Annotated in this window: 20 protein-coding genes and 1 pseudogene; 17 read left to right on the top strand and 4 right to left on the bottom strand. The window is 66.4% G+C overall.

The window, feature by feature from the left end; all coding sequences use genetic code 11:
* The first annotated feature begins 104 nt into the window (after positions 1–104).
* The 6 genes from ACTZWT_RS08075 to ACTZWT_RS08050 all read left to right on the top strand — a co-directional run bounded on the left by ACTZWT_RS08075 (position 105) and on the right by ACTZWT_RS08050 (position 5,901).
* Positions 105–350: a hypothetical protein gene (locus ACTZWT_RS08075; protein WP_444769131.1), complete on the top strand. Its 246-nt coding sequence runs from the start codon at positions 105–107 to the stop codon at positions 348–350.
* Positions 351–599: 249 nt separating this feature from the next.
* On the top strand, positions 600–2,981 hold the full coding sequence (locus ACTZWT_RS08070) for a TonB-dependent receptor (protein WP_444769130.1): 2,382 nt from the start codon (positions 600–602) through the stop codon (positions 2,979–2,981).
* 23 nt (positions 2,982–3,004) lie between these two features.
* The gene (locus ACTZWT_RS08065; RefSeq protein ID WP_444769129.1) at positions 3,005–3,694 is read left to right on the top strand and encodes a Fe2+-dependent dioxygenase; all 690 of its coding nucleotides are present in this window, start codon (positions 3,005–3,007) and stop codon (positions 3,692–3,694) included.
* On the top strand, positions 3,691–4,650 hold the full coding sequence (gene exbB, locus ACTZWT_RS08060; protein ID WP_444769128.1) for a tonB-system energizer ExbB: 960 nt from the start codon (positions 3,691–3,693) through the stop codon (positions 4,648–4,650). Before ACTZWT_RS08065 ends, exbB begins: the two co-directional genes overlap by 4 nt.
* Positions 4,651–4,653: 3 nt before the next feature.
* Positions 4,654–5,103 (top strand): TonB system transport protein ExbD, encoded by a 450-nt coding sequence (gene exbD / locus ACTZWT_RS08055; RefSeq protein ID WP_444769127.1) that lies wholly within the window; start codon positions 4,654–4,656, stop codon positions 5,101–5,103.
* A gap of 3 nt (positions 5,104–5,106) precedes the next feature.
* A complete protein-coding gene (locus ACTZWT_RS08050; protein ID WP_444769126.1) occupies positions 5,107–5,901 on the top strand; it encodes a cell envelope integrity protein TolA in 795 nt (264 codons plus the stop codon).
* A 387-nt stretch (positions 5,902–6,288) separates the two neighbouring features.
* Here the strand turns inward: ACTZWT_RS08050 and ACTZWT_RS08045 are convergent, their stop codons facing one another.
* The 3 genes from ACTZWT_RS08045 to ACTZWT_RS08035 all read right to left on the bottom strand — a co-directional run bounded on the left by ACTZWT_RS08045 (position 6,289) and on the right by ACTZWT_RS08035 (position 10,194).
* Positions 6,289–7,038: an SDR family NAD(P)-dependent oxidoreductase gene (locus tag ACTZWT_RS08045; protein WP_444769125.1), complete on the bottom strand. Its 750-nt coding sequence runs from the start codon at positions 7,036–7,038 to the stop codon at positions 6,289–6,291.
* 250 nt (positions 7,039–7,288) lie between these two features.
* Positions 7,289–8,023: an SDR family oxidoreductase gene (locus ACTZWT_RS08040; RefSeq protein WP_444769124.1), complete on the bottom strand. Its 735-nt coding sequence runs from the start codon at positions 8,021–8,023 to the stop codon at positions 7,289–7,291.
* 362 nt (positions 8,024–8,385) lie between these two features.
* Positions 8,386–10,194, bottom strand: coding sequence for an IlvD/Edd family dehydratase (locus tag ACTZWT_RS08035; RefSeq protein WP_444769123.1), 1,809 nt, complete (start codon positions 10,192–10,194; stop codon positions 8,386–8,388).
* A 238-nt stretch (positions 10,195–10,432) separates the two neighbouring features.
* On the opposite strand from ACTZWT_RS08035, the gene ACTZWT_RS08030 reads away from it, so the two are divergent.
* The 7 genes and pseudogenes from ACTZWT_RS08030 to ACTZWT_RS08000 all read left to right on the top strand — a co-directional run bounded on the left by ACTZWT_RS08030 (position 10,433) and on the right by ACTZWT_RS08000 (position 19,495).
* Positions 10,433–11,497 carry an ABC transporter ATP-binding protein gene (locus tag ACTZWT_RS08030; protein ID WP_444769122.1) on the top strand — a complete coding sequence of 355 codons (1,065 nt, stop codon included), beginning with the start codon at positions 10,433–10,435 and terminating at the stop codon, positions 11,495–11,497.
* Positions 11,498–11,597: 100 nt separating this feature from the next.
* Positions 11,598–12,923, top strand: a complete 1,326-nt coding sequence (locus tag ACTZWT_RS08025) for an ABC transporter substrate-binding protein (protein ID WP_444769121.1) — start codon at positions 11,598–11,600, stop codon at positions 12,921–12,923.
* A gap of 339 nt (positions 12,924–13,262) precedes the next feature.
* Positions 13,263–14,216, top strand: a complete 954-nt coding sequence (locus ACTZWT_RS08020) for a carbohydrate ABC transporter permease (protein ID WP_444769120.1) — start codon at positions 13,263–13,265, stop codon at positions 14,214–14,216.
* The gene (locus ACTZWT_RS08015) at positions 14,209–15,132 is read left to right on the top strand and encodes a carbohydrate ABC transporter permease (RefSeq protein ID WP_444769119.1); all 924 of its coding nucleotides are present in this window, start codon (positions 14,209–14,211) and stop codon (positions 15,130–15,132) included. The genes ACTZWT_RS08020 and ACTZWT_RS08015 overlap by 8 nt, the downstream gene beginning before the upstream one ends.
* Positions 15,133–15,425: 293 nt before the next feature.
* The gene (gene denD, locus ACTZWT_RS08010; RefSeq protein WP_444769118.1) at positions 15,426–16,412 is read left to right on the top strand and encodes a D-erythronate dehydrogenase; all 987 of its coding nucleotides are present in this window, start codon (positions 15,426–15,428) and stop codon (positions 16,410–16,412) included.
* Between the two features lie 225 nt (positions 16,413–16,637).
* Positions 16,638–17,807 carry an acetyl-CoA acetyltransferase gene (locus ACTZWT_RS08005; protein ID WP_444769117.1) on the top strand — a complete coding sequence of 390 codons (1,170 nt, stop codon included), beginning with the start codon at positions 16,638–16,640 and terminating at the stop codon, positions 17,805–17,807.
* 162 nt (positions 17,808–17,969) lie between these two features.
* Positions 17,970–19,495: pseudogene (locus ACTZWT_RS08000) on the top strand (AMP-binding protein).
* Between the two features lie 156 nt (positions 19,496–19,651).
* Here ACTZWT_RS08000 and ACTZWT_RS07995 read toward each other — a convergent pair.
* Positions 19,652–20,545: an acyl dehydratase gene (locus ACTZWT_RS07995; protein WP_444769116.1), complete on the bottom strand. Its 894-nt coding sequence runs from the start codon at positions 20,543–20,545 to the stop codon at positions 19,652–19,654.
* Positions 20,546–20,779: 234 nt separating this feature from the next.
* Here ACTZWT_RS07995 and ACTZWT_RS07990 point away from each other — a divergent pair, with 234 nt between their 5' ends.
* The 4 genes from ACTZWT_RS07990 to ACTZWT_RS07975 all read left to right on the top strand — a co-directional run bounded on the left by ACTZWT_RS07990 (position 20,780) and on the right by ACTZWT_RS07975 (position 25,913).
* Positions 20,780–21,994 carry a CaiB/BaiF CoA transferase family protein gene (locus ACTZWT_RS07990; protein ID WP_444769115.1) on the top strand — a complete coding sequence of 405 codons (1,215 nt, stop codon included), beginning with the start codon at positions 20,780–20,782 and terminating at the stop codon, positions 21,992–21,994.
* 315 nt (positions 21,995–22,309) lie between these two features.
* Positions 22,310–23,446 carry a thiolase family protein gene (locus ACTZWT_RS07985; RefSeq protein WP_444769114.1) on the top strand — a complete coding sequence of 379 codons (1,137 nt, stop codon included), beginning with the start codon at positions 22,310–22,312 and terminating at the stop codon, positions 23,444–23,446.
* A complete protein-coding gene (locus tag ACTZWT_RS07980; RefSeq protein WP_444769113.1) occupies positions 23,443–23,811 on the top strand; it encodes a Zn-ribbon domain-containing OB-fold protein in 369 nt (122 codons plus the stop codon). Before ACTZWT_RS07985 ends, ACTZWT_RS07980 begins: the two co-directional genes overlap by 4 nt.
* Positions 23,808–25,913: an acetate--CoA ligase family protein gene (locus ACTZWT_RS07975; RefSeq protein WP_444769112.1), complete on the top strand. Its 2,106-nt coding sequence runs from the start codon at positions 23,808–23,810 to the stop codon at positions 25,911–25,913. Before ACTZWT_RS07980 ends, ACTZWT_RS07975 begins: the two co-directional genes overlap by 4 nt.
* Positions 25,914–26,006: the final 93 nt, after the last annotated feature.

Here is a 26,006-nt window from a genome sequence, read left to right as displayed (position 1 = left end):
GTGGCGTCCCAGTTCAGAACTCTTCCAATTGTCAGCGCCCCCGCGGTCGGTCATATCCGCCGCAGCAGTTGTGGCCCACCCTCGCCACGCCAGCCGGAGCATGCATGGAAGAGCTGAACGGCCGCATGATCGCCTGCCAGATTCTGATCACCGGCCTGATCGCACGCGTCGCGAACGATCAGCCGGATCCGCTGCGTTTCCTCAGCGAGTTTCGCGACGAGATCCGTGCCGTCGTGAGCGGGATCAGGATCGACGGGGCGCTGGATACGGACCGTGTGCGCGTGATCGCGCAGCATACAGTCGACGAATTGTTCTCGTTGATGAAGCCGCCGAGCCCGCCGTCGGAATAACACCGCCAGGTCGCCACCATCCGTGTACCGTGGCATTTCGCGCAAAGAGCGCGCAAATGCTTATTCTATCGGCATTTCAGACGCATCTGGTCGTTCGCCTCCGGATGTTTCCGGAGCTCATAGTTTAGAACGATTTTCATCTTGAGTGATTCCAGCGCGACAAAGGCGCGCGCGCGTTGACCCTCCATTTCACGACCGATACCACTGAAACTGCAGGTAATTAGCAACTGCATGCTTTTGGGGGCAGTTATGATTGGGGTCAAGGCACCGAGGTCGCTACGTGCGGAAGCGTCGATCCGAATGGTCGACGAAGAGTTCGACAGCCATTATGGCCGCAAGGTCTCGGCCGTCGCCGGGATGATCGCAGTGGCGTCGATCGGCGGTGCCGAGGCGCAGCAGTCGAGCCTGCCTGCGGTGACCGTCGATGCCCCTGTGGCGCGGCCGCGCCCGGCTGCGAAGCCGACGCCGGATCAGGTGCGTGCCCGCACCGCGCTGCGTCGCGCGGCAAGGCGAGCCCAACCGGCGCAGGTGGCGCCGGTGCCGTTCCCCAATGCCGGCGCGCTGTCGGCGGATCGCAACCCCTATGCCGATGCGGACGCGCCCTACAAGGTCGACCGGCTGTCCGGCACCAAGTTCACCGAGCCGGTGCTGAATACCCCGCGCACCGTGACGGTGCTGAGCAAAGAGATCCTGCAGGACAAGAATGCGACCTCGCTGCGCGACGTGGCGCGCTCCACCGCCGGCGTCACGCTGGGCACCGGGGAGGGCGGCAACGCCTTCGGCGATCGCTTCTTCATCCGTGGCTTCGACGCCCGCAACGACGTCTTCATCGACGGCATTCGCGATCCGGCGGTGTCGATCCGCGAGAACTTCTTCACCGAGCAGGTCGAAATTCTGCGCGGGCCGGCATCGACGCTGGCCGGCCGCGGCACCGCCGGCGGTGCCATCAACATCGTCACCAAGCAGGCCACCACCGCGGGCAACTTCGCCAAGGCGGAAACCACCTTCGGCACCGACGCCACCAAGCGCGTCACCGTCGACGTCAACCAGGTGCTGAGCCCGACATTGGCGGTGCGGTTCGACGGCCTGTACCAGAAGGCCAACGTCGCCGGCCGCAACTACGTTTATGACGACCGCTGGGGCACCCTCGGCGCGATCAAATGGACGCCGACCGACGCCGTCAAGATCACCGCGAACTACGTTCACACCGATCTCGACGGCCTGCCGGATTTCGGCGTGCCCTACAACACCACGCTGCGAAAGCCGTCGACCAGCGTGAACGTGCCGCGCGGCACCTATTACGGTTTCGTCAATCGCGACTTCCAGAAGGCGCAGCAGGATTTCGGCACGGTGATCGGCGAGTTCGCGATCACGCCCGATCTCACGCTCAGCAATCGCTCGCGCGCCGCCCGTTCGGTGCTCGATTACATCGGCACGCTGCCGAGCAACCCGACCGCGACCACCGTTCAGCTGGCGTCCCAGAGCCGCTATCAGGTCACCAACGTGCTCGCCAACCAGACCGACCTGACCTACAAATTCGATACCGGCCCGGTGAAGCACACGATGGTGGCCGGCGCCGAAGTCTCCCGCGAAAGCGTGATGCGCGACACCTATTCGGGGCTGACCTCGGAACTCACCGGCTTCCAGACGGGCAATCGGATCACCGTGCCGCTGCTGTCGCCGCCGAACGAGTTCGATTTCGCCAGCACGCCGCAGCGCGCCTACAACCCGACCTACATCACGGTCGACACCAAATCGGCCTATGTGATCGAGACCGCGAACTGGAACGACTTCGTCATCCTCAACGGCGGGCTGCGATACGACGACTACAGCATCAACGGCGAAAGCAGAACCGCGTCGACCGGCGTGCAATCCGGCATGTGGAACTACAATCTCGGCGCCGTGGTCAAGCCGCTGCCCTATGCCAGCCTGTACGCCGCCTACGCCACCTCGTCCAATCCGGTCGGCGCCGAGCTCGACGCTTCGGGCACCGCCTATGGCGGTCTCGTCGTCAACAACACCACCTTCCAGGCGTTGCAGCCCGAGCAGAACAAGGCGGTCGAGGTCGGCACCAAATGGGAACTGTTCGATCGCCATCTGTTGCTGACCGGCGCGCTGTTCCAGACCGAGAAGTCGAATGCTCGCGAGACCGTGGGCAGCAACATCCTCTCCACCGGCGTGTATCGCGTCCGCGGCATCGACCTCGAAGCCGCCGGCAAGATCACCGATCGCTGGAGCGTGTTCGGCGGCCTCGTGCTGATGGAGAGCGAGGTGCTGCAGTCGGTCGATCCGACCCAGATCGGCGCGCAGCTCGCCAACATCGCGCATCAGTCGTTCAATCTGCTCAGCAAATATCGTTTCGGCGAGCAGTGGGAAGTCGGCGGGCAGGCGACCTATGCCTCAAAGATCTACGGCGGCACCTTCGGCGCCATCAACGGCAACGTTCTGCCGGAACATTGGCGGTTCGACAGTTTCGTCGAGTTCAAGGTCGACAAGCACCTGACTGCCAAACTGTCGGTCAACAACATCCTCAATACGACCTATTACGACGCGTTTTACCGCAGCGCCTCGCCGTTCGTGTTCATCGCGCCGGGCCGTTCGGTGCTTCTCACCATGCGCGGCACGCTCTGACGCGTGCCCGAGCCGGAGTTGCCATGCTGGTTTGCATTCCCGAGGTGATGTCGAAGCATGAGGTGGCGGAGTTCCGCCATCTCATGGACGGCGCCGACTGGGAGGATGGACGCTCCACCGCCGGCGCGCAGTCGGCCATGGTCAAGCGCAACGAGCAGCTGCCGCCGGACGGCGAACTCGCGCGTGCGCTCGGCCGCCGCATCATCCAGGCCCTCACCGCCAATCCGAAATTCGTCTCGGCGGCGGTGCCGCTGCAGATCTTTCCGCCGCTGTTCAACCGCTATGCCGCGGCGGGCAATCATCATTTCGGCATCCACGTCGACAATGCGGTGCGCGGCGATCCGCTCACCGGGCTTCGTATCCGCACCGATCTGTCGGTGACGCTGTTTCTCGCCGAGCCTGATGAGTATGACGGCGGCGAACTCGTGGTCGAGGACACTTATGGGTCGCACGAGGTCAAGCTGCCGGCCGGCGATTGCGTGCTGTATCCGTCGACCAGCCTGCACATGGTCACGCCGGTCACCCGCGGCGCGCGGGTCGCGTCTTTTTTCTGGCTGCAGAGCATGATACGAGATGCTCATGCGCGCAGCATGATCTACGATCTCGATGGTGCCATTCAGGCCCTGGTCCAGCGGCTGGGACGCGACGACCCTGAAACGGTCAAATTGACCGGCATCTATCACAACCTCATCCGCTACTGGGCCGAAGTATGAAACTGTCGAAAATTCGATCGATCGCCGTCGCATTGGTTGCCGCGGTCCTGCTGGGGCCGATTGCGCCTGTGTTCGCGCAACAGCCGACTGCGCAGCAGCCTCCTGCCGCCGCTCCTGCAATGTCGACGCCTTCGGCCGGGCAGCCCGCGACCGCATCCGAGCCCGCGGCCGCCCCCGAGACGGCTGCCGCGCCGGAGACGACCGGCGCGACCCAGGCCTTGCCGGCCTCCGGGACAGCGCCGAACGGCAGCGTGACGCCGGGACTTGCCGAACTGTCGCCCTGGTCGATGTTCCTGCAGGCCGACATCGTCGTGAAGGCGGTGATGGTCGGTCTGGCGCTCGCCTCGATGATCACCTGGACCATCCTCATCGCCAAGAAGATCGAACTCGGCCGCGCCCGCTTGCGGCTGCGCTCGGCGCTGAGGCAGATTGCGGAAGCGCGGTCGATGTCCGAAGCGCAGCTTGCGCTCGGCGACAAGACCAGCCCGCTGTCGATGCTGCTGGCCGCGGCGCTGCGCGAGGCGCGGGTCTCGGCCGGGCTCGCCAGCGACGAGGGTATCAAGGAGCGCGCGGCGTCGAGCTTCAGCGAAATCGTCCGCGCCGAGTCGCGGCACATGCGCCACGGCATGGGCTTTCTCGCCACCATCGGCGCGACGGCGCCGTTCATCGGCCTGTTCGGCACGGTGTGGGGCATCATGAACAGCTTCATCGGCATTTCGAAATCGCAGACCACCAATCTGGCGGTGGTGGCGCCCGGCATCGCCGAGGCGCTGCTCGCCACCGCGATCGGCCTAGTCGCGGCGATTCCGGCGGTGATCATCTACAATCACTTCTCGCGCGAGATTAAGGTCTATCTCGAAATGGTCGCGCGTGCCTCCGGCGCGGCGGGCCGGCTGTTGTCGCGCGATCTCGATCGCAGCCACGGCAGCGGGCGTCACGCCCGCGCGGCGGAGTAGCCGATGGCGGTCTCGCTCAACGATTCCGACGGCCTCGACGACGATTTCGACGAGACCCACGAGATCAACGTCACGCCGTTCATCGACGTCATGCTGGTGCTGCTGATCATCTTCATGGTCGCCGCGCCGCTGTCGACGGTGGATCTGCCGGTCAGCCTGCCGACCTCGACCGCGACGCCGCAGAAGCGCCCGGACAAGCCGACCTATGTCAGCATCAAGCCGGATCTCGCGGTGGCGATCGGCGAGGAGCAGGTCAAGCGCGTCGATCTGGTGCGCACGCTGGATGGGATGCCGGACATGACCAAGGATCGATTCATCTTCGTGCGTGCCGACCGCGCGGTGCCGTATGGCGAACTGATGGACGTGCTGGAGATGCTGCGCACCGGCGGCTACGCCAAGATCAAGCTGGTGGCGCTGGAGGGCGTGCCCGGGTCGACGCCCGGGGCGCAGTAACGCATGACCGAGTTCGATTTTTCCCACAAACCCTCGCGCACGCTCTGGCTGATCGCCGGGGTCGCCGCGGTCGCGCTGCATGTCGGCGGCGTGGCGCTGGCGATGGCGCATCGGGAGGAGGATGTCGACGACGACGCGCTCGGCGCGCCGGCGATCGAGGTCGGGCTCGAGATGATGTCGCCGAAGCACGAGGCGACCGATCTGCCGCCGGGTCCGGACACCGATGCGTCGGCCGCGTCGCCGGCGCTGAACGAGCAGAAGGCCGAGGTTCAGGAAACCGACCTGCCGAAGGACACGCCGCAGGAAACCGAAGAAGCCGACCGCGTCGTCACTACGCAGGAGGCGAAGAAGCCCGACGAGGAGGTGAAGGAAAAGGCCGTGGTGCAGCAGCAGGCCTCGACCGAATCGGTCGCCGCCGAAGCCACCGCGATGCCGAGCAACGAGACCGCCAAGGAAGGTCCGCGTTCGGTCGCCCCCGCCCAGGGCGTCGGCCAGGCCGCGCAGCGCATTCGCGCCACCTGGCAGAAGGAACTCGTCGCCTATCTCGACAAGCACAAGCGCTATCCGAAGGACGGCAGCCAGAAGAACGTCCGGATCGTGGTCAGCTTCGAACTCGACCGGGTCGGCCACGTGCTCGCGACCCGGATCGTCGAAGGCTCCGGCGATGCCGCTTTCGATCAGGCCGCGATCGACATGATCAAGCGCTCCGATCCGGTGCCGGCCCCGCCGCCGCTGATCGCCGACGAGGGCCTGACCTTCAGCCTGCCGGTGATCTTCCGGACCAAGGGCAGGGGGTAGTTCGACCCGTTCGTTCGACCCGCTCCCCGGACGCGCTGCGGCACGCAGTGCCGCTGCGCAGATCCGGGATCCCGGTTGCTCGATCGCGGCGGGCGCAAGAACTCCACAGCCCCGTTGCGATCGAAACTTCAAGCACAGCGGGGTCCCGGGTCTGCGGAGCAGCGCTGCGCGCCGCACCGCGCCCGGGACACGTACGCGACCTCTCACCCAAGTCATTCCGGGGCGCGCGCAGCGCGAACCCGGAATCCCTAACCCCTATCGCTGGTTGTTAATCGCGGCATGGCCAAAGCCATGCCAAACTTGACCACAGGGGTTATGGATTCCGGGTTCACGCCAGCTTCGCTGTCGTGCCCCGGAATGACGAACGGTCGTTAGTACGGTTCGAAGTTAATACGTCGCGCGGCCGCCCGAAATATCGAACACTGCGCCGGTCGAGAACGCGCAGTCCTCCGACGCCAGCCACGCCACCATCGCGGCGAGTTCTTCCACCAGCACGAAGCGGCCTTTCGGAATTTTCGACAGCATGAAGTCGATATGCTGTTGCGTCATCTGGTCGAAGATCGCGGTCCGCGCGGCGGCCGGCGTCACCGCGTTGACGGCGATGTCGTAGGACGCCAGTTCCTTGCCGAGCGATTTGGTCAGCGCGATCAGCCCGGCTTTCGAGGCCGAGTAGTGCGCGGCGTTGGGGTTGCCTTCCTTGCCGGCAATGGATGCGATATTGACGATGCGGCCGTATTTGTGCGCGATCATCAGCGGCACGATCGACTTGCAGACGATGAACGGGCCGTCGAGATTGACCCGCAGCACCCTGCGCCACTCGTCGTAATCGGTGTCCCAGACGGTCTTGTTGATGCCGGCGATGCCGGCATTGTTGACCAGGATGTCGATCTTGCCGAATGCGGCCATCGTCGCGTCGCGCGCGGCGTCGACCGCCGCCGGATCGGTGACGTCGACCTGATAGGCGGTGACGACGTCGTCGCCGATCTCCTTCGCAGTCGTCTCGGCCAGCGCGATGTCGTGATCCCAGATCGCGACCCGCGCCCCCGACGCCGCGAACCGCTTGGCGATCGCGCGGCCGAACCCCTGCGCGCCGCCGGTGACCACGGCGCAGCGGTGATTGAGATCGATGGTGTTCATGGCACGAAGCTCCCGCGTGTAGTTGCTGATCTTGTGTCGTCGGTCTTATCAACTGGGCACGACCGCAGCCGAATCGGAAACCTGCTCCCTCGCCCCGCTCTTGCGGGGAGAGGGTCGGGGTGAGGGGCTGCGGCCGGCCCGCAAGTGCCGAGGTCGGATGCAGCACAGTGCCTTGCCCCTCACCCGACCGGCTTCGCTGCGCTACGCCGGTCGACCTCGCCCCGCAAAAGGGCGGGGAGAGGTGAGCAAGTCACAGCGTCCAGCCGCCGTCGATGATATGCGCGACGCCGGTGGTGAAGGCGCTCTCGTCGCTGGCGAGATACACCGCGAGCGACGCGATTTCCTCGGCGGTGCCGAGCCGGCCCATCGGCTGGCGCGCCACGAACATCTCGCGGCCCTGCGGGCCGGCGGCGGCGGCGCGGCCGAGCATCGACGGGGTCTCGATCGTGCCGGGGCAGATCGCGTTGCAGCGGATGCCTTTGGTGATGAAGTCGGCGGCGACCGCGCGCGTCAATGCGGCGACCGCGGCTTTGGTCGCGCCATAGACGTAGCGGTTCGGCGCCGCCTTGAACACGCCGGCGGCCGAGGAGATGTTGACGATCGAGCCGCCGCCTTTCTCCAGCATGCCGGGCAGGAACGCCCGGATGGTGCGGTGCATCGACTTGACGTTGAGGTCGAACGAGAAGTCCCAGTCCGCATCGGAGCAGTCGAGCACGGTGCCGTGATGCACGAAGCCGGCGGCGTTGAGCAGGATGTCGACCGTGCCGACGCGTTGCGCCATCGCCGCCACCGCGTCGCTGTCGCGGACGTCGAGTTTTGCCGCTTCGCCGATGCCTTCCGTCGCGAGAGACGCGAGCCCGGCCTCGTCGATGTCGGTCGCGAACACCTCGGCGCCCGCGCGCGCGAACGCGATCGCCGACGCCCGCCCGATCCCCGCCGCCGCCGCGGTGACGAATGCGCGCTTGCCTTTCAATCGGTCGGACATGATGTTTCCCTTGGATCAGCTTTTGGATCAGTTTGCGTCTTCGCGTTTACTTTGAGTTCGTCATTCCGGGATGCGCCCGCAGGGCGCAGACCCGGAATCCATAACCCCTGTCAGTGAGTATGGATTCCGGGTTCGCGCTGCGCGCGCCCCGGAATGACGTCGCGCGGTGGTGATAACTCCCTCGCCCCGCCTGCGGGGAGAGGGCTGTGGTGAGGGGGCGTCTCGGCGAGGCGAGCGGCTCGGCCGTGTCGAAGCGCCCCCTCACCCGGAAGTCGCGCTGCGCGCAACTTCCGACCTCTCCCCGCACGCGGGGAGAGGTTCGACTGCTACGCGAGGAGAGGTCCTTCGTCAGCACGGGCGCATCAATGATTATGCCGCGCCACGCCCACTGTCCCTGCGATGTCGTGGTAGCGCGTCGCGAGTTCGAGGCAGGCGCCGGTGGCCTGTTGGCCGACGGTCTGGCGATACAATTCCTGCCACGGCGTCTGGTGTTTCGGATAGGCGAAGCCGCCGGCGGCGTCGAGATCGGCGCGGCGCTGCTTCAACTCGTCGTCGCTGATCAGAATATTGGCGCTGCCTTTGTTCAGATCGATACGGACGCGGTCGCCGGTCTTGAGGATCGCGAGCCCACCATTGGCAGCCGCTTCCGGCGTCGCGTTCAGGATCGACGGCGAGCCCGAGGTCCCGCTTTGGCGGCCGTCGCCGATGCAGGGCAACGAATGGATGCCGCGTTTGATCAGCGCCGCCGGCGGCTGCATGTTCACCACCTCGGCGCCGCCCGGATAGCCGATCGGCCCGGTGCCGCGCACGAACAGGATGCAGTGCTCGTCGATGTCGAGCGCAGCGTCGTCGATCCGGTCGTGATAATCCTCCGGCCCCTCGAACACGATGGCGCGGCCCTCGAACGCATTGGGGTCTTTCGGGTTGGACAGATAGCGCTCGCGGAATTCCAGCGAGATCACGGACGTCTTCATAATCGCGGAATCGAACAGATTGCCGCGCAGCACCAGGAAGCCTGCGTCCTGCACCAGCGGCCCGTCGTAGGACTTGATGACGTCGCCGTCGGGTGCGGGCGCAGCGGCGCAGTTCTGCCCCATGGTGCGGCCGTTGACGGTCAGCGCGTCCTCGTGAATCTTGCCGTGCGTCATCAGTTCGCGCACCACCGTCGGCACGCCGCCGGCGCGGTGATATTCCTCGCCGAGATAGAATCCCGCCGGCTGCATGTTGACCAGCAGCGGAATTTTGTGGCCGACGCTTTCCCAATCGTCGATCGTGAGCTCCACGCCGATGTGGCGCGCCAGCGCGTTGAGATGGATCGGCGCGTTGGTCGAGCCGCCGATCGCCGAATTGACCACGATGGCGTTCTCGAACGCCTCGCGCGTCAGGATATCGGACGGCTTCAGATCCTCCCACACCATCTCGACCGCGCGCACGCCGGTGGCGTAGGCGATCTGGCCGCGCTCGCGATACGGCGCCGGGATCGCGGCGCAGCCCGGCAGCGACATGCCGAGCGCCTCGGCCAGCGAGTTCATCGTCGACGCGGTGCCCATGGTGTTGCAATGGCCGACCGACGGCGCCGAGGAGGCCACGATCTCCATGAATTCCTCGTAGTCGATCTCGCCGGCGGCGAGGCGCTCGCGCGATTTCCACACCACCGTGCCGGAGCCGGTGCGCTCGCCATCATGCCAGCCGTTCAGCATCGGCCCGCCGGACAGCACGATCGCCGGGATGTTGACGGTCGCCGCCGCCATCAGGCAGGCCGGCGTGGTCTTGTCGCAGCCGGTGGTGAGCACCACGCCGTCGAGCGGGTAGCTGAACAGCACTTCGACGAGACCGAGATAAGCCAGATTGCGGTCGAGCGCCGCGGTCGGCCGCTTGCCGGTCTCCTGGATCGGATGCACCGGGAATTCCATCGCGATGCCGCCGGCAGCGCGGATGCCCTCGCGCACCCGCTGCGCCAGTTCCAGATGATGACGGTTGCACGGCGACAGATCATTGCCGGTCTGGGCGATGCCGATGATCGGCTTGCCGGACTGCAATTCGCCGCGCGTCAGCCCGTAGTTGAGATAGCGCTCGAGATACAGCGCGGTCATCGCCGGATTGTGCGGGTCGTTGAACCATTCGCTGGAACGCAGTTTGCGCCGGGCGGTCCCCGGGGTGATCTTGTTCATCGTTTCTCCCGCAGCGCACACGCCCGTTGTTCGGGCGTCTCGAGCTTATTGATGGTGAGTCATTCGGCGGAGGCGCATGCTGACATGCCGTGTGCGGCTCCGCAATTGGCGGTGATGCCGATAGCGCCAGTTAATTTGTTGGCGCGACATCCCCGCAAAAGTCTGGTAAGAGCTTCGTCAACAAACATCCGGCCTGCGGCAACGACCGCATTCAACAGGCCGGCCCGGGAGGTGACGTATGGCGTCGGTGCAGATTCACGACGTGCGGAAATCATTCGGCGGCTTCGAGGTCCTGCATGGCGTGACGGTTCCGATCGAGGACGGCGCTTTCGTCGTGCTGGTGGGCCCTTCGGGCTGTGGCAAGTCGACCTTGCTGCGCATGCTGGCGGGGCTGGAAAGGATCACCTCCGGAACCATCTCGATCGGCGACCGCGTCGTCAACGACGTGCAGCCGAAAGAGCGCGACATCGCGATGGTGTTCCAGAACTACGCGCTGTATCCGCACATGACCGTCGCCCAGAACATGGGCTTCTCCCTGAAGCTGCGCGGCGCCGACCAGGCGGCGATCGACGCCAAGGTCAATCGCGCCGCCGACATTCTCGACCTGCGTAAGCTGCTCGACCGCTTCCCGCGGCAGCTCTCTGGCGGCCAGCGCCAGCGCGTCGCGATGGGCCGCGCGATCGTGCGCGATCCGCAGGTGTTCCTGTTCGACGAGCCGCTGTCGAATCTCGACGCCAAGCTGCGCGTCGCCATGCGCACCGAGATCAAGGAACTGCATCAGCGGCTGAAGACCACCACGGTCTACGTCACCCACGACCAGATCGAGGCCATGACGATGGCCGACAAGATCGTGGTGATGCAGGACGGCATCGTCGAGCAGATCGGCGCGCCGCTCGATCTCTACGACAACCCCGCCAACAAATTCGTCGCCGGCTTCATCGGTTCACCGGCGATGAATTTTCTCGACGGCACGCTGACGGTCAATGGCGGCCAGCCCTTCGTCGAGACCGCGAACGGCGCGCGGCTGCCGATCAGCGAAGCGCCGGCGGACAGCAGCGGCCGGCCGATCACCTACGGCATCCGCCCCGAACATCTCGATTTCGCCGATACAGGCATCGCGGCGGAGGTCGTCGTGGTCGAGCCGACCGGATCGGAGACCCAGATCGTCGCGCGCGTCGGCGCGCAGGAGATCATCGCGGTGTTCCGCGAGCGGCATCGGGTGCAGCCCGGCGACGTCATCCATCTGCAGCCGAGGCCGCACGTCGCCCATCTGTTCGACAGGGAGACCGGCACGCGGCTCTGATGCCGCAGATCGAACCATTGGCTCGATCGACGAAGGTAGTGACAAGACGAGTACGATCGCAATCAAGACCAAATAGGCAATAAAGAGGAGTGAACGGACGATGACTGACTTCACATTCGATCGCCGCTCGTTGCTGAAAGGTGGCGCGCTGACACTGGCCGCTGCGGCGACCATGTCCGCCGATCAGTTGCTGGGCTACGCCAAGGCCTGGGCGCAGACCTCGCCGTGGAAGCCGGAAGCCGGCGCCAAGATCAATCTGCTGCGCTGGAAGCGCTTCGTCGAGGCCGAGGACGTCGCCTTCATGAAGATCGTCGACGCGTTCCAGAAGGCCAACAACGTCACCATCAACGTCTCCAACGAATCCTACGACGACATCCAGCCGAAGGCGTCCGTCGCGGCCAATACCGGGCAGGGGCTCGACATGGTGTGGGGGCTGTATTCGCTGCCGTTCCTGTTCCCGAGCAAATGCACCGACGTCACCGACGTCGCCGATCATCTCGCCAAGAAGTGCGGCGGCTGGACCGAGTCCGGCAAGGCCTACGGCATGCACAACGGCAAGTGGATCGGCATCCCGGTGGCCGCCACCGGCGGCCTCGTCAACTACCGGATCAGCGCCGCGGAGAAAGCCGGCCACAAGGAATTCCCGAAGGATCTCGCCGGCTTCTCGGACCTGATCAAGGCGATGAACAAGAACGGCACGCCGGCCGGCATGGCGCTCGGCCACGCCTCGGGCGACGCCAATGGCTGGGTGCACTGGGCGCTGTGGGCGCATGGCGGCAAGCTGATCGACAAGGACAACAAGGTCGTCGTCAATTCGCCGGAGACCGCCAAGGCGCTCGACTATGTGAAGGGCCTGTACGAGAACTTCATTCCCGGCACCGCGTCGTGGAACGACGCCTCCAACAACAAGGCGTTTCTCGCCGGCCAGCTCTATCTCACCGTCAACGGCATCTCGATCTACGTCGCGGCGAAGAAGGACAACAAGGAGATGGCGGCGGATATCGACCACGCGCATCTGCCCGCCGGCGTCAGCGGCAAGACCCGCGAGCTGCATCTCGGTTTCCCGATCCTGATCTACAACTTCACCAAGTTTCCGAACACCTGCAAGGCGTTCACCGCCTTCATGATGGAGCCGGAGCAGTTCAACCCGTGGGTCGAGGCGGCGCAGGGCTATCTGTCGCCGTTCCTGCTCGACTACGAGAAGAACCCGATGTGGACCGCCGACCCGAAGAACACGCCGTATCGCGACGTCGGCCGCACCGCTTCCACGCCCGCCGGCGACGGCCAGATGGGCGAGAATGCGGCGGCGGCGATCGCCGACTTCGTCGTGGTCGACATGTTCGCGAACTACTGCACCGGCCGCGAAGACGTGAAGACCGCAATGAGCAGCGCCGAACGCGCGGCCAAGCGCATCTTCCGGGCTTAGGGGAGGCGTCATTGCGAGCGAAGCGAAGCAATCCAGAGCCACGCGTCCAGCCTGGATTGCTTCGTCGCTTCGCTCCTCGCAATGACGGCGAGGTCGTCCCTCATGGTGAGCAGCCCGGCGCAGCCGGGCGTCTCGAACCATGAGGCCCTGATCTTTCTGTGAGGCGGAAATTGAGGCCATGAATTCGTCATTCCGGGGCGCGCGTAGCGCGAACCCGGAATCCATACTCCCGGTGGTGGTTATGGATTCCGGGTTCGCGCCAAGAGGCGCGCCCCGGAATGACGAACCTGAGGTCGTTAGTTCTGTCAGTCGGCCGATGATGGCCGAACGGAGTTGTGAATGACCACCATCCAGACCTCCGGGCCTTCGCGGTCGCATGGCGGCGCGTCGGCGTGGCAGCGGCTCTCGACCAACCGCAACTGGCTGGCGCTGTGGTTCATGATGCCGGCGGCGGCGTTCCTGATCCTGTTCCTGGCCTATCCGTTGTTCCTCGGCGTCTGGATGAGCTTCACCGACGCACGGATCGGCCGTGACGGCGTCTATGTCGGCATCGAGAACTACGAATGGCTGTGGGACGATTCGATCTTTTGGCTGTCGGTGTTCAACACCATCCTCTACACGACGGTCGCCAGCGCCATCAAATTCGCTGTCGGGCTGTATCTGGCGCTGCTGCTGAACCGGCACATGCCGTTCAAGGCGATGATCCGCGCCGCGGTGCTGGTGCCGTTCATCGTGCCGACCGTGCTGTCGGCGATCGCGTTCTGGTGGATCTACGATTCGCAGTTCTCGATCATCTCCTGGTCGCTGATCAAGCTCGGCCTGATCGACCAGAACATCAATTTCCTCGGCGACACGACATGGGCGCGCGCATCCGTGATCTTCGCCAATATCTGGCGCGGCGTGCCGTTCGTGGCGATCACGCTGCTCGCCGGGCTGCAGACGGTGTCGCCATCGCTGTACGAGGCCGCGACGCTCGACGGCGCCACCTCGTGGCAGCGCTTCCGCTACATCACCTATCCGCTGCTGACGCCGATCATTGCCGTGGTGATGACGTTCTCGGTGCTGTTCACCTTCACCGACTTCCAGCTGATCTGGGCGCTGACCCGCGGCGGGCCGGTCAACGCCACGCATCTGATGGCGACGCTGAGCTATCAGCGCGGCATTCTCTCGGGGCGGCTCGGGGAGGGCGCGGCGATCGCCACCGCGATGATCCCGTTCCTGCTCGCGGCGATCGCGATCTCGTGGTTCGGCATGCAGCGCCGCAAGTGGCAGCAAGGAACCGACAATGACTGAGACCACCGCGTCTGATCCGCGCCTCGCCGTCAAGGCCGCGACCGTCGCCAAGGACGACGACAGCGAGGGCATGAGCTATCTGGAGTCGCTGCCGCGCCGGCTGGTGACGCTGTATCTGCCGCTGTTCATCATCGTCGTGATCCTGCTGTTCCCGTTCTACTGGATGGCGCTGACCTCGATCAAACCCGACGAGCAGCTGATCGACATGGACACCTACAACCCGTTCTGGGTGGTCAAGCCGACGCTGAAGCACATCTCGAAGCTGCTGTTCGAGACGCAATATCCGCGCTGGCTGTGGAACACGATGTATGTCGCCGCGGCCGCGACCACGCTGTCGATCATCGCCTCGGTGCTCGCGGCCTATGCGATCGTGCGGCTGCGCTTCCGTGGCGCCGACAGCGTCGGCGGCGCGATCTTCCTCGCCTATCTGGTGCCGCCGTCGATCCTGTTCATTCCGCTGGCTTCTGTGATCCAGGCCTACGGCCTGTTCGACTCGCCGCTGTCGCTGATCCTGGTGTATCCGACGCTCTTGATCCCGTTCTCGACCTGGCTCTTGATGGGCTATTTCAAGACCATCCCGTTCGAGCTGGAGGAATGCGCGCTGATCGACGGCGCCTCGCGCTGGCAGATCCTGACCAAGATCATCGTGCCGCTGGCGGTGCCGGGGCTGATCTCGGCCTTCATCTTCTCGTTCACGCTGTGCTGGAACGAGTTCATCTACGCGCTGACCTTCCTGCAGTCGACGCCGAACAAGACCGTGCCGGTGGCGATCGTCAACGAATTCGTTGATGGCGACATCTACAAATGGGGCTCGCTGATGGCCGGCGCTCTGGTCGGCTCGCTGCCGCTGGTGATCCTCTATGCGTTCTTCGTCGAGCACTACGTGTCGGCGATGACCGGGGCGGTGAAGGAATAGTCGCTCGTGCAGAACATGCCGCCGCCCTTCGAGGCTCGCCCGAGCGGGCGAGCACCTCAGGGTGACGGCTCCAACCACAGCGTCATCCTGAGGTGCGAGCGCAGCGAGCCTCGAAGGATGGTGACGAGTCATCAAGGCATGATAAGTACGCCCAGCATCTCAGGCCGTAATCCCGGGGCGCGCGCCGCGCGAACCCGGAATCTGAAACGAGCACGTTAGCACCTCACCTTGAAGAGAGATTCCGGGTTCGCGCTTCGCGCGCCACGGAATGACAACGTCAAAGGACATCAACCTTGCACATCCTCATCCTCGGCGCCGCCGGCATGGTCGGCCGCAAACTCACCGACCGCTTGCTCGCCGATGGCCGCCTCGGCAGCCGCGAGATCACGCGGATGACGCTGCAGGACGTGGTCGCGTCGGCCAAGCCCGCCAACGCGGCGATGCCGATCACGACGATCACCAGCGATCTCGCCGAGCCGGAGCAAGCGGCTGCGCTGGTGGCGCATCGGCCCGACGTGATCTTTCATCTCGCCGCGATCGTCTCCGGCGAGGCCGAGGCCGATTTCGACAAGGGCTACCGGATTAATCTCGACGGCACGCGGCATCTGATCGACGCGATCCGCGCCGAGGGCGACGACTATCATCCGCGGCTGGTGTTCACCTCGTCGATCGCGGTGTTCGGCGCGCCGTTTCCCGACAGGATCGGCGATGAATTTCTGTCGGCGCCGCTGACCAGCTACGGCACCCAGAAGGCGATCTGCGAACTGCTGATCGCCGACTACACGCGCAAGGGTTTTCTCGACGGCGTCGGCATTCGCCTGCCGACGATCTGCGTCCGCCCCGGCAAGCCGAACAAGGCGGCGTCCGGCTTCTTCTCCAACATCATCCGCGAACCGCTCAGCGGCCACGAGGCGGTGCTCCCCGTGTCGGACGAGGTGATGCACTGGCACGCCTCGCCGCGCTCGGCGGTCGGCTTCCTGCTCCATGCCGGCACGATGGACACGGCGACGCTGGGCCCGCGCCGCAATCTGTCGATGCCGGGCCTCGCCGCGACCGTCGGCGAACAGATCGCGGCGCTCGAACGCGTCGCCGGCAAAGGCGTCGTGGCAAGGATCAGGCGCGAGCCCGATCCGGTGATCAACGGCATCGTCGCCGGCTGGCCGCGCAATTTTGCGACCGACCGCGCGCGCGCGCTTGGCTTCACCACGGCGGAACAGAGCTTCGACGACATCATCCGGATTCACATCGAGGACGAACGGGGCGGGGCATTCGTGAAGTAGCCGCCACTGCCCAAGGCGTCATTGCGAGGAGCGAAGCGACGAAGCAATCCAGAAGCGCCGTGTACGGAGCCCCTGGATTGCTTCGCTTCGCTCGCAATGACGAAAACGGGGGCGGTATCCGACCTTCGCCCGGCGCCACGCCTCCATGCTGACGAGGGGGATGCTTTTGGCTGACGGTCGTCCTATATTCCGGCCAAACCAGCAACCGGATCGAGGAGAAACGCCATGACCGCCAGCATCGTTGGATGGGCGCATATGCCCTTCGGCAAGTTCGACGCCGAGACCGTCGAGAGCATGATCGTCCGCGTCGCTAATGAGGCGATCGCCGATGCCGGCATCGCCGCCGGCGATGTCGATGAAATCGTGCTCGGGCATTTCAACGCCGGCTTCTCGCCACAGGATTTCACCGCCGCGCTGGTGCTGCAGGCCGATCCGGCGTTGCGCTTCAAGCCCGCCACCCGCGTCGAGAACGCCTGCGCCACCGGCTCCGCCGCCGTGCATCAGGGCATCCGCGCGATCGAGGCCGGCGCCGCCAAGGTGGTGCTGGTGGTCGGCGTCGAGCAGATGACGCGCACGCCGGGGCCGGAAATCGGCAAGAACCTGCTGCGCGCCTCCTATCTGCCGGAAGACGGCGAGACGCCCGCGGGCTTCGCCGGGGTGTTCGGCATCATCGCGCAACGATACTTCCAGAAATACGGCGACCAGTCCGACGCCCTCGCCATGATCGCGGCCAAGAACCACCACAACGGCGTGGCGAATCCCTATGCGCAGATGCGCAAGGATTTCGGCTTCGAGTTCTGCCGCGCCGAGGGCGAGAAGAACCCGTTCGTCGCCGGGCCGCTGAAGCGCACCGACTGCTCGCTGGTCTCCGACGGCGCCGCCGCGCTGGTGCTGACCAGCGCCGAGAACGCCAAGGCGATGGGCAAGGCCGTCAACATCCGCGCCCGGGCGCACGCGCAGGATTTCCTGCCGATGTCGAAGCGCGACATCCTGCAATTCGAAGGCTGCACCGTGGCCTGGCAGCGCGCGCTGGCCGACGCCGGCGTCACGCTCGATGATCTGTCCTTCGTCGAGACCCACGATTGCTTCACCATCGCTGAACTGATCGAATACGAAGCGATGGGGCTGACGCCGAAGGGGCAGGGCGCCCGCGCCATCAAGGAAGGCTGGACCCAGAAGGACGGCAAGCTGCCGATCAATCCGTCCGGCGGCCTGAAGGCCAAGGGACATCCGATCGGCGCCACGGGGGTGTCGATGCACGTGCTGACCGCGATGCAGCTGCTCGGCCAGGCGCCGGAGGGCATGCAGATCAAGGACGCCAAGCTCGGCGGCATCTTCAACATGGGCGGCGCCGCCGTCGCCAACTATGTCTCGGTCCTCGAGCCGGCGAAATAAGTAATGGCCGCTCGTTCGTCATGCCCGGCCTTGTGTCGGGCATCCACGTCTTGAAGGTTGCTCCGCATCGAAGACGTGGATGGCCGGCACAAGCCCGGCCATGACGCGTGAGTGAGTCGGCATCAACGACCCCTTCGTCCAAATTCACTTGAGAGGCGCGCGATGAATCTGGCGCAATGGCTCGCCGCGATCGCAAGGCTGCGGCCGGCTGCGCCCGCCTTGCTCACGGGCACCACCATCGAGGCGGACTACGCAGCCTTTGCGGCGCGCGCCGCCTCGTTCGCCGCAGCGCTGCAGCAGGACTACGCCGTCGCGCCCGGCGATCGCGTCGCGCTGTTCGCGCATAATTGCACGCAGTATCTCGAGGCGCTGTACGGCATCTGGTGGGCGGGCGCGGTGGCGGTGCCGATCAACGCCAAGCTGCACGGCCGCGAGGCGGCGTGGATCTGCAGCAATTCCGGCGCCAGGCTGGCGCTGATCTGCGACGACACGGCGGACACCTTCAACGAGGCCGCGCGCGAATTCCCGGCCGGCATGGCGACGCTGGCGCTCGACAGCGACGCCTACATCCGCGCCCGCAGCGGCGGAGGGCCGGCGGCGCCTGTCGCGCGCGAGGACGACGATCTCGCCTGGCTGTTCTACACCTCCGGCACCACCGGCCGGCCGAAGGGCGTGATGCTCAGCCACGGCAATCTGGTCGCGATGTCGCTGTGCTATCTCGCCGATGTCGACGCGGTGTCGCCCGACGATGCCGCGCTCTACGCCGCGCCGATCTCGCACGGCGCGGGGCTCTACAACATGATCCACACCAGGTTCGGCGCGCGTCACGTGGTGCCGCCGTCGAAGGGGTTCGATCCCAACGAGGTGCTCGATCTCGGCAAACAGCTCGGCAATGTCGCGATGTTCGCCGCGCCGACGATGATCAAGCGTCTGGTCGAGGCGGCCAGGCGCCGCGCGAGCGAGGCGAGGGGCTACGCACCATCGTCTACGGCGGCGGCCCGATGTATCTCGCCGACATCCGCGACGCGCTCGACGTGATGGGCCAGCGCTTCGTGCAGATCTATGGACAGGGCGAGTCGCCGATGGCGATCACGTCGCTGAAGCGCGAGCTGCACGCCGATGTCGATCATCCGCGCTATCTGCAGCGGCTGGCCTCGGTCGGCACCGCGCAGAGCGCGCTGTCGGTGCGGATCACCGGCGCCGACGGCGAGGTGTTGCCGGCCGGCGAGACCGGCGAAATCGAGGCCAAGGGCCCGACCGTGATGCGCGGCTACTGGAACAATCCGGACGCCAACGGCGAGACGCTGAAAGACGGCTGGCTGCGCACCGGCGACGTCGGCCGGCTCGACGACGACGGCTTTCTCACGCTGTCGGACCGCTCCAAGGACGTGATCATCTCCGGCGGCACCAACATCTATCCGCGCGAGGTGGAAGAAGCGCTGCTGACGCATCCCGCGGTGCGCGAGGTCTCCGCGATCGGCGTCGCCGATCCCGAATGGGGCGAGAACGTCGTCGCCTGCGTCGTGCTGGCCGAGGGCTCCGCGCCCGACGATGCCGCGCTCGACGCGCATTGCCGCGATGCCATCGCGCGCTTCAAGCGCCCGAAACGCTACGTTTATCTGGAGGCGCTCCCGAAGAACAATTACGGCAAGGTGCTGAAGACCGAGCTGCGCAAGATGGTGAAGTAGTCATCCGCCGAAGCAAGTCCTGACCGTCATCCTGAGGTGCGAGCGCAGCGAGCCTCGAAGGATGACTGCCGCAGGCTCGCATCCCGCCGTCGCCCTTCGAGGGCCGCTGCGCGGCCACCTCAGGGTGACGGCTAACGCCGTGCGGACGAACTCCGATCAGATCGCACCCGACAGCCGCCCCACCATCGCCGGCCGCTCGTCGCCGTCGACCCACAGCGCGAAATCGTCGCTGTCGGCCGCGTGCGCCTGCCGCAGCGTGACGTCGCGGCCGTAATACACCGGGCCTTTCAGCCACAGGTCGAGCTGCCGCATCGGCGCCTGTGTCGGCGCGAGGTGCCCGAGGCATTGCGCGGCGATCCGCTGCGGATGCGCCGAGGCCGCGGCGAAGCCGGTCCGTCGCGCATAGGCGTCGAGCAGATGCAGCGGATTGGCGTCGCCGGTCAGCCGCGCCCAGCGCAGCCGCCGATCGCCCTCGACGTTCCAATGCGCGACCGGCCGCAGCGTGGCGTCGACCACGGGCGACGCGAAGGCGGCGCCCTCGGCCGCGCCGCGCGAGAACTGCGGCGCGAAGCGGCCGCGATAATAGAACGTCGTGATGCTTTCCCACGGGCAATCGTCGCCCTGCAGCAGTTGCGCGTGGATGTCGAGCTCGATGCCCTTGTCGTGCACGCGCCAGGCGGTCGCCCGCGCGATCAGATCGGACGGATACGCGACCTTGATCTCGCCGCTGCGGGTCAACCGGTTGCGCAGCTGCAGCGCGCGCCAGATCGGCAGCGGCCAGCGCGGATGCATCAGCATCGCCAGCGTCAGGCGAAAGCCGGTGACGTGCGGCGCCAGCAGCAGCAGCCGGTCGGTGGCGGCGGCGTCGGCGCGGCCGGCGATGCGTTGCAGCGCGCCGATCGCCTGCTTGCTGATGCGGTAGTCGCGCCAGATGAAGCTGAATTCGGGAAAGCCGCGCTCCGCGTCCCAGCCCGGCGATGGCCACAGCGCGCCGATCCCCATCGCCGGCAGCGACGGCGTCGCAGAGAATATCTTGTGATGCGTCGTCATCTGGCCTCGGCGGGCGGGATCGCGGCTGTCCGGGTCGCTGCTCAATGAGGACATCGCTGGCCGCGGTCAATGATCTCGCGCGACGTTTCCGTGCCGCGGAACATCTCGGGCCTTGCGCGGGGCCGCAGGGCGCCATGTCGTGGGCCAGCTTGATCTGCCTGATTGCTCCACGCTACACCGGAACGACGGCGCCGCGGAGAGCGCCGAAATCCGCACCGGGGAGCGATCGCGACGATGGGGCCACTTGCGGGCGTGAAGATCGTCGACATGACGTCGGTGCTGATGGGGCCCTATGCGACCCAGATGCTCGGCGACTACGGCGCCGACGTGATCAAGATCGAATCCCCCGACGGCGACGTCACGCGGCAGATCGGCCCCGCGCGCCATCCCGGCATGGGCCCGGTGTTTCTCAACGCCAACCGCAGCAAGCGCAGCATCTGCATCGATCTCAAACACGCCGCCGGTCGCGACGCCGCACTGCGGCTGATCGCCGGCGCCGACGTGCTGGTCTATAACGTCCGCCCGCAGGCGATGGCGCGGCTGAAGCTCGGCTATGATGATGTCGCGCCGATCAACCCGCGGCTGATCTATGCCGGCCTGTTCGGCTTCGGCCAGGACGGGCCGTATGCGGCCAAGCCGGCTTATGACGATCTGATCCAGGGCGCCACCGCGTTGCCGGCGCTGAATGCGCGCATCGGCGACGGCATGCCGCGCTACGTGCCGAACGCGCTGGTCGATCGCGTCGTCGGGCTCACTGCCGTCGGCGCGATCTGCGCGTCGCTGGTGCATCGCGACCGCACCGGGCAGGGCCAGCGCGTCGACATCCCGATGTTCGAGACGATGGCGAGCTTCGTGATGGGCGATCATCTCGGCGGACTGACCTACGAGCCGCCGCTCGATCGCGGCGGCTATGCGCGGCATCTATCGCCGGACCGGCGGCCGTACCGGACCGCCGACGGCTACATCTGCGCGATGGTCTACAACGACAAGCAGTGGGTCAGCTTCCTGCGCGCAGTCGGCCGCGACGATCTTTTGGCCGACGAGCGCTACACCAGCTTCGCGCGGCGAGCGCTGAACATCGACGTGGTCTATGCCGAGCTGGCGCGGATCTTTCAGACCCGCACGACGGCAGAGTGGACCGAGCTGCTCGACGCCGCTGACGTGCCGGCGATGCGGATGCACGATCTCGAAACCATGCTCGACGATCCGCATCTGCTGGCGACCGATTTCTTCCCCGTCGTCGCGCATCCGAGCGAAGGCCCGATCCGCGACATGAAGGTCTCGGCGACCTGGTCGGCGACCCCGGTGGAGCGCCAGCGCCTGGCGCCGCGTTTGGGCGAGCAGGGCGCGGAGATACTTGGGGAGGTCGGCTATAGCGACGAGGAGATCGCGGCGCTCGCGGAATGCGGGGCATTGAAGCTGCCGGCCGCGGCGAAGGCGGCGAGCTGAGATGACGCGTGGTGCTAACAACTCCCCTGGCTCGGCGCTGCGGGTGCAACGGCGCCTCTTCTTCCTCCCCCCTTGCGGGGGAGGGTCGGGGGTAGCGACGCGCTCAGTGCTTGCGGACCCCCACCCCCGACCCCTCCCCGCAAGGGGGAGGGGAGTCGGTCGTCATCAGCTTCTCGTTCGTCATTCCGGGGCGCGCCTCTTGGCGCGAGCCCGGAATCCACACTCCCTGACGGTGGTTATGGATTCCGGGTTCGCCGCTGCGCGGCGCCCCGGAATGACGAACGAGAGGTTATTGCCAAGCGGCGGATATGCGCCATGAGCTACATCACCGGCACGGGCCTCACGCCGTTCGGCAGGATCGACGGTTCAACCACGCTATCGCTGATGCGCGACGCTGCCGAGCAGGCGCTCGCCGATGCGGAGCTGACGCGCGTCGATATCGACGGACTGCTGTGCGGCTATTCGACGACGATGCCGCACATCATGCTGGCGACCGTGTTCGCCGAGCATTTCGGCATCCGGCCGAGCTATTGCCACGCCGTGCAGGTCGGCGGCGCCACCGGCATGGCGATGGCGATGCTGGCGCATCAGCTCGTCGAGAGCGGCGCGGCGAAGAACATTCTGGTGGTCGGCGGCGAGAACCGGCTGAGCGGCCAGAGTCGCGACGCCTCGGTGCAGGCGCTGGCGCAGGTCGGCCACCCGGTCTACGAAGTGCCGCTCGGCCCGACCATCCCGGCTTACTACGGTCTCGTCGCGTGGCGTTACATGCACCAGCACGGCGTCACCGAGGAAGACCTCGCCGCATTCGCGGTGCTGATGCGCGCGCATGCGGCGACGCATCCCGGCGCGCAGTTCCGCGATCCGATCAGCGTCGCCGAGGTGATGGCGTCGAAGCCGATCGCGACGCCGCTGAAGCTCTTGGATTGCTGCCCGGTGTCGGACGGCGGCGCCGCGCTCATAGTCAGCCGCGAGCCGACCACGCAGCATCGCATCAAGGTCCGCGGTTGCGGCCAGGCGCATACGCATCAGCACGTCACCGCGATGCCGGCGGACGGCCCGTCCGGCGCGGAGCTGTCGATCGCGCGCGCCAAAGCTGCGAGCGGTGCGGCGATCGCCGATGTGAACTACGCTGCGGTGTATGACAGCTTCACCATCACGCTGCTGATGCTGCTGGAAGACCTCGGTCTCGCCGGCCGCGGCGAGGCGGCGGCGCGCGCCCGCGACGGCTACTTCTCGCAGGCCGGCGCGATGCCGCTCAACACCCATGGCGGGCTGTTGTCCTACGGCCATTGCGGCGTCGGCGGCGCGATGGCGCATCTGGTCGAGACCCATCTGCAGATGACCGGCCGGGCCGGAGAGCGTCAGGTCCGCGACGCCTCGCTGGCGTTGCTGCATGGCGACGGCGGCGTGCTGTCGTCGCATGTCAGCATGTTCCTGGAGCGGGTGCGATGAGCGAACCGGCGATGACCTCCGACTGGACCGCGGGCATCGAGGCGATCAGCTATCAGCGCTGCACCGCCTGCGGCGGCGTGCAATATTTCCGCCGCGACTTCTGCGCCGCCTGCGGCAGCAACGATCTCGCCACGCTGCGCGCCGGCGGCGAGGGCGTCGTCCACGCCGCGACGCTGGTGCACCGCGCCGCGACGCCGGAGGCGCGTGAACATGTTCCGTTCAAGATCGTTCTGATCGACACCGCGGAAGGTTTCCGCATGATGGCGCACGGCGCCCAGGATCTCGCCATCGGCGACCGGGTGACTGCGCGCTATGCGCGGTTCACAGGCCGCCTCGTTCCGTTCTTCGAAAGGACCCCTGCATGAGCCGTCTCCGCGCCGCCCTCGATCCGAAATCCGTCGCCATCATCGGCGCGTCGGACAATCCCAACAAGGTCGGCGGCCGGCCGGTGCATTTCCTCGGCAAGTTCGGCTTCAAGGGCAAGATCTACCCGATCAATCCCAGCCGCCCCGAGATCCAGGGTCACAAGAGCTACGCGTCGCTGCAGGACCTGCCCGAGGCGCCCGAGATGGTGATCGTCGCGGTCGCCGGCGACAACGCCATCGCCGCGGTCGAGGATTGCGCCGCCGCGGGCGTCAAGATCGCGGTGGTGATGGCGTCGGGCTTCGGTGAGGTCGATGCGGTCGACGGCAAGGCGAAAGAGCGCCGCATGGTCGAGGCCGCGCACAAGGCCGGCATGCGCATCGTCGGGCCGAATTCGCAAGGGCTCGCCAATTTCGGCACCGGCGCGATCGCGTCGTTCTCGACGATGTTCGTCGACATGGACCGCGCCGCGGAAGACGCCAAGGGCCATGTCGCGATGCTCAGCCAGTCCGGCGCGCTGTCGACGGTGCCGGTCGGCTTCCTGCGCCAGAAGGGCATCGGCGTCCGCCACACCCACGCCACCGGCAACGATGCCGACATCACCGTCGGCGAACTCGCCTGCGCGGTCGCCGAGGACGCCGAAGTCAAGCTGATGCTGCTGTATCTGGAGAGCATCCCGGACAAGCGCTATCTCGAAGAGCTGGCGTCGATCGCTCGCGATCGCGATCTGCCGATCATCGCGCTGAAGTCCGGCCGCACCGAGGCCGGCAAGGCGGCGGCGCAATCGCACACCGGCGCGCTGGCCAATGAGGATCGCGTCGTCGACGCGTTCTTCGCGCATCACGGCATCTGGCGCGCGCCGGACATGCGCGGGCTGGTCGAGGCGACAGAGCTGTATCTCAAGGGCTGGAAGCCGCAGGGCCGGCGGCTGGTGGCGATCAGCAATTCCGGCGCCGTCTGCGTGCTCACCGCGGATGCCGCAACCTCCGTCGGCATGCCGATGGCGAAGCTGGCGCCCGAGACCGACACCAAGCTGAAGGGCATCCTGCCGAGCTTCGCGACGACGACCAATCCGATCGATCTGACCGCCGCGCTGCTGTCGAACAGCGCGCTGTTCGGCGACATCCTGCCGGTGATCGCGGAAGACCCCGCCGCCGATGCGTTTCTGATCGGCGTGCCGGTGGCGGGGCCGGGCTACGACGTGCCGGCGTTTTCGCGCGATGCCGCGGCGTTCGCCAAGCAGACCGGCAAGCCGCTGGTGGTCGCGGCGACGCAGCCGAGCGTGGCGCAGGCGTTCGCCGCCAACGGCACCTCGGTGTTTCCGACCGAGGTCGAGGCGGTGACGGCGCTGCATCAGTTCCTCGCGCACCGCGAACTAATGGCGAAGACGCGCGCACGACGCGCGGCATCCGCGCCCGACGAGACGCCTTCCGCGGCGTCCGCGCAGATGCTGATGCTCAACGAGGCCGACAGCCTCGCGTTGCTGGCGTCGCGCGGCATTCCGGTGGTGCCGCACCGGCTGTGCCTGTCGCGCAACGAGGCGGTCGCGGCGTTCACGACGATCGGCGGGCCGGTGGTGGTGAAAGGCTGTTCCGCCGACATCGCCCACAAATCCGAGCTCGGCCTGGTCCGGGTCGGCGTCAATTCGGCGGATACCACCGGCGACATCTTCACCGAGATGGAGCAGATCATCGCGAAGAACGGATCGCGCTTCGACGGCGTGATCGTCGCCGCGATGGCCGGGGGGCGCCGCGAGATGATGATCGGCGCGCATCGCGACCCGGTGTTCGGGCCGGTCGTGATGGTCGGCGACGGCGGCAAATATGTCGAGATCTTCAAGGATACCAAACTGCTGCTGCCGCCGTTCACGGCGGACGACGTGCGCGACGCACTCCGCTCGCTGCGGATCGCGCCGCTGTTCGAGGGCGTGCGCGGCGAGCCGCCGATGGATCTCGACGCGCTCGTCGCCGCCGTGTTGAAGGTCGGCGAAGTGATGCTCGACCCCGCCGGGCGCGTGGCGAGTCTCGACCTCAATCCGGTGATGCTCGGCAGCGAGGGCCAGGGCTGCGTGGTGGTCGACGCCGTGGTGTTTCACAGCGTCTGATTGCAGCCGTCGACGGATCAGCCGGCACGAGGGGTCGCTGCAAGATGCGGCAATAAGTCGCCGAACCTGCGTAGCCGGCCGTCATGGCCGGGC

The sequence above is a fragment of the Rhodopseudomonas sp. NSM genome, assembly GCF_052445935.1.
Lineage (GTDB): Bacteria > Pseudomonadota > Alphaproteobacteria > Rhizobiales > Xanthobacteraceae > Rhodopseudomonas.
The sequence above is the reverse complement of the archived record's forward strand: the minus strand, read 5'-3'. Positions and strand labels throughout refer to the sequence as shown.

What these genes read in the sequence shown, in the direction of transcription:
- ACTZWT_RS08075 (WP_444769131.1), top strand. Translation starts at nt 105, where the DNA reads ATGGAAGAGCTGAACGGCCGCATGATCGCCTGCCAGATTCTGATCACC.
- ACTZWT_RS08070 (WP_444769130.1), top strand. Translation starts at nt 600, where the DNA reads ATGATTGGGGTCAAGGCACCGAGGTCGCTACGTGCGGAAGCGTCGATC.
- ACTZWT_RS08065 (WP_444769129.1), top strand. Translation starts at nt 3,005, where the DNA reads ATGCTGGTTTGCATTCCCGAGGTGATGTCGAAGCATGAGGTGGCGGAG.
- exbB (WP_444769128.1), top strand. Translation starts at nt 3,691, where the DNA reads ATGAAACTGTCGAAAATTCGATCGATCGCCGTCGCATTGGTTGCCGCG.
- exbD (WP_444769127.1), top strand. Translation starts at nt 4,654, where the DNA reads ATGGCGGTCTCGCTCAACGATTCCGACGGCCTCGACGACGATTTCGAC.
- ACTZWT_RS08050 (WP_444769126.1), top strand. Translation starts at nt 5,107, where the DNA reads ATGACCGAGTTCGATTTTTCCCACAAACCCTCGCGCACGCTCTGGCTG.
- ACTZWT_RS08045 (WP_444769125.1), bottom strand. Translation starts at nt 7,038, where the DNA reads ATGAACACCATCGATCTCAATCACCGCTGCGCCGTGGTCACCGGCGGC.
- ACTZWT_RS08040 (WP_444769124.1), bottom strand. Translation starts at nt 8,023, where the DNA reads ATGTCCGACCGATTGAAAGGCAAGCGCGCATTCGTCACCGCGGCGGCG.
- ACTZWT_RS08035 (WP_444769123.1), bottom strand. Translation starts at nt 10,194, where the DNA reads ATGAACAAGATCACCCCGGGGACCGCCCGGCGCAAACTGCGTTCCAGC.
- ACTZWT_RS08030 (WP_444769122.1), top strand. Translation starts at nt 10,433, where the DNA reads ATGGCGTCGGTGCAGATTCACGACGTGCGGAAATCATTCGGCGGCTTC.
- ACTZWT_RS08025 (WP_444769121.1), top strand. Translation starts at nt 11,598, where the DNA reads ATGACTGACTTCACATTCGATCGCCGCTCGTTGCTGAAAGGTGGCGCG.
- ACTZWT_RS08020 (WP_444769120.1), top strand. Translation starts at nt 13,263, where the DNA reads ATGACCACCATCCAGACCTCCGGGCCTTCGCGGTCGCATGGCGGCGCG.
- ACTZWT_RS08015 (WP_444769119.1), top strand. Translation starts at nt 14,209, where the DNA reads ATGACTGAGACCACCGCGTCTGATCCGCGCCTCGCCGTCAAGGCCGCG.
- ACTZWT_RS08005 (WP_444769117.1), top strand. Translation starts at nt 16,638, where the DNA reads ATGACCGCCAGCATCGTTGGATGGGCGCATATGCCCTTCGGCAAGTTC.
- ACTZWT_RS07995 (WP_444769116.1), bottom strand. Translation starts at nt 20,545, where the DNA reads ATGACGACGCATCACAAGATATTCTCTGCGACGCCGTCGCTGCCGGCG.
- ACTZWT_RS07990 (WP_444769115.1), top strand. Translation starts at nt 20,780, where the DNA reads ATGGGGCCACTTGCGGGCGTGAAGATCGTCGACATGACGTCGGTGCTG.
- ACTZWT_RS07985 (WP_444769114.1), top strand. Translation starts at nt 22,310, where the DNA reads ATGAGCTACATCACCGGCACGGGCCTCACGCCGTTCGGCAGGATCGAC.
- ACTZWT_RS07980 (WP_444769113.1), top strand. Translation starts at nt 23,443, where the DNA reads ATGAGCGAACCGGCGATGACCTCCGACTGGACCGCGGGCATCGAGGCG.
- ACTZWT_RS07975 (WP_444769112.1), top strand. Translation starts at nt 23,808, where the DNA reads ATGAGCCGTCTCCGCGCCGCCCTCGATCCGAAATCCGTCGCCATCATC.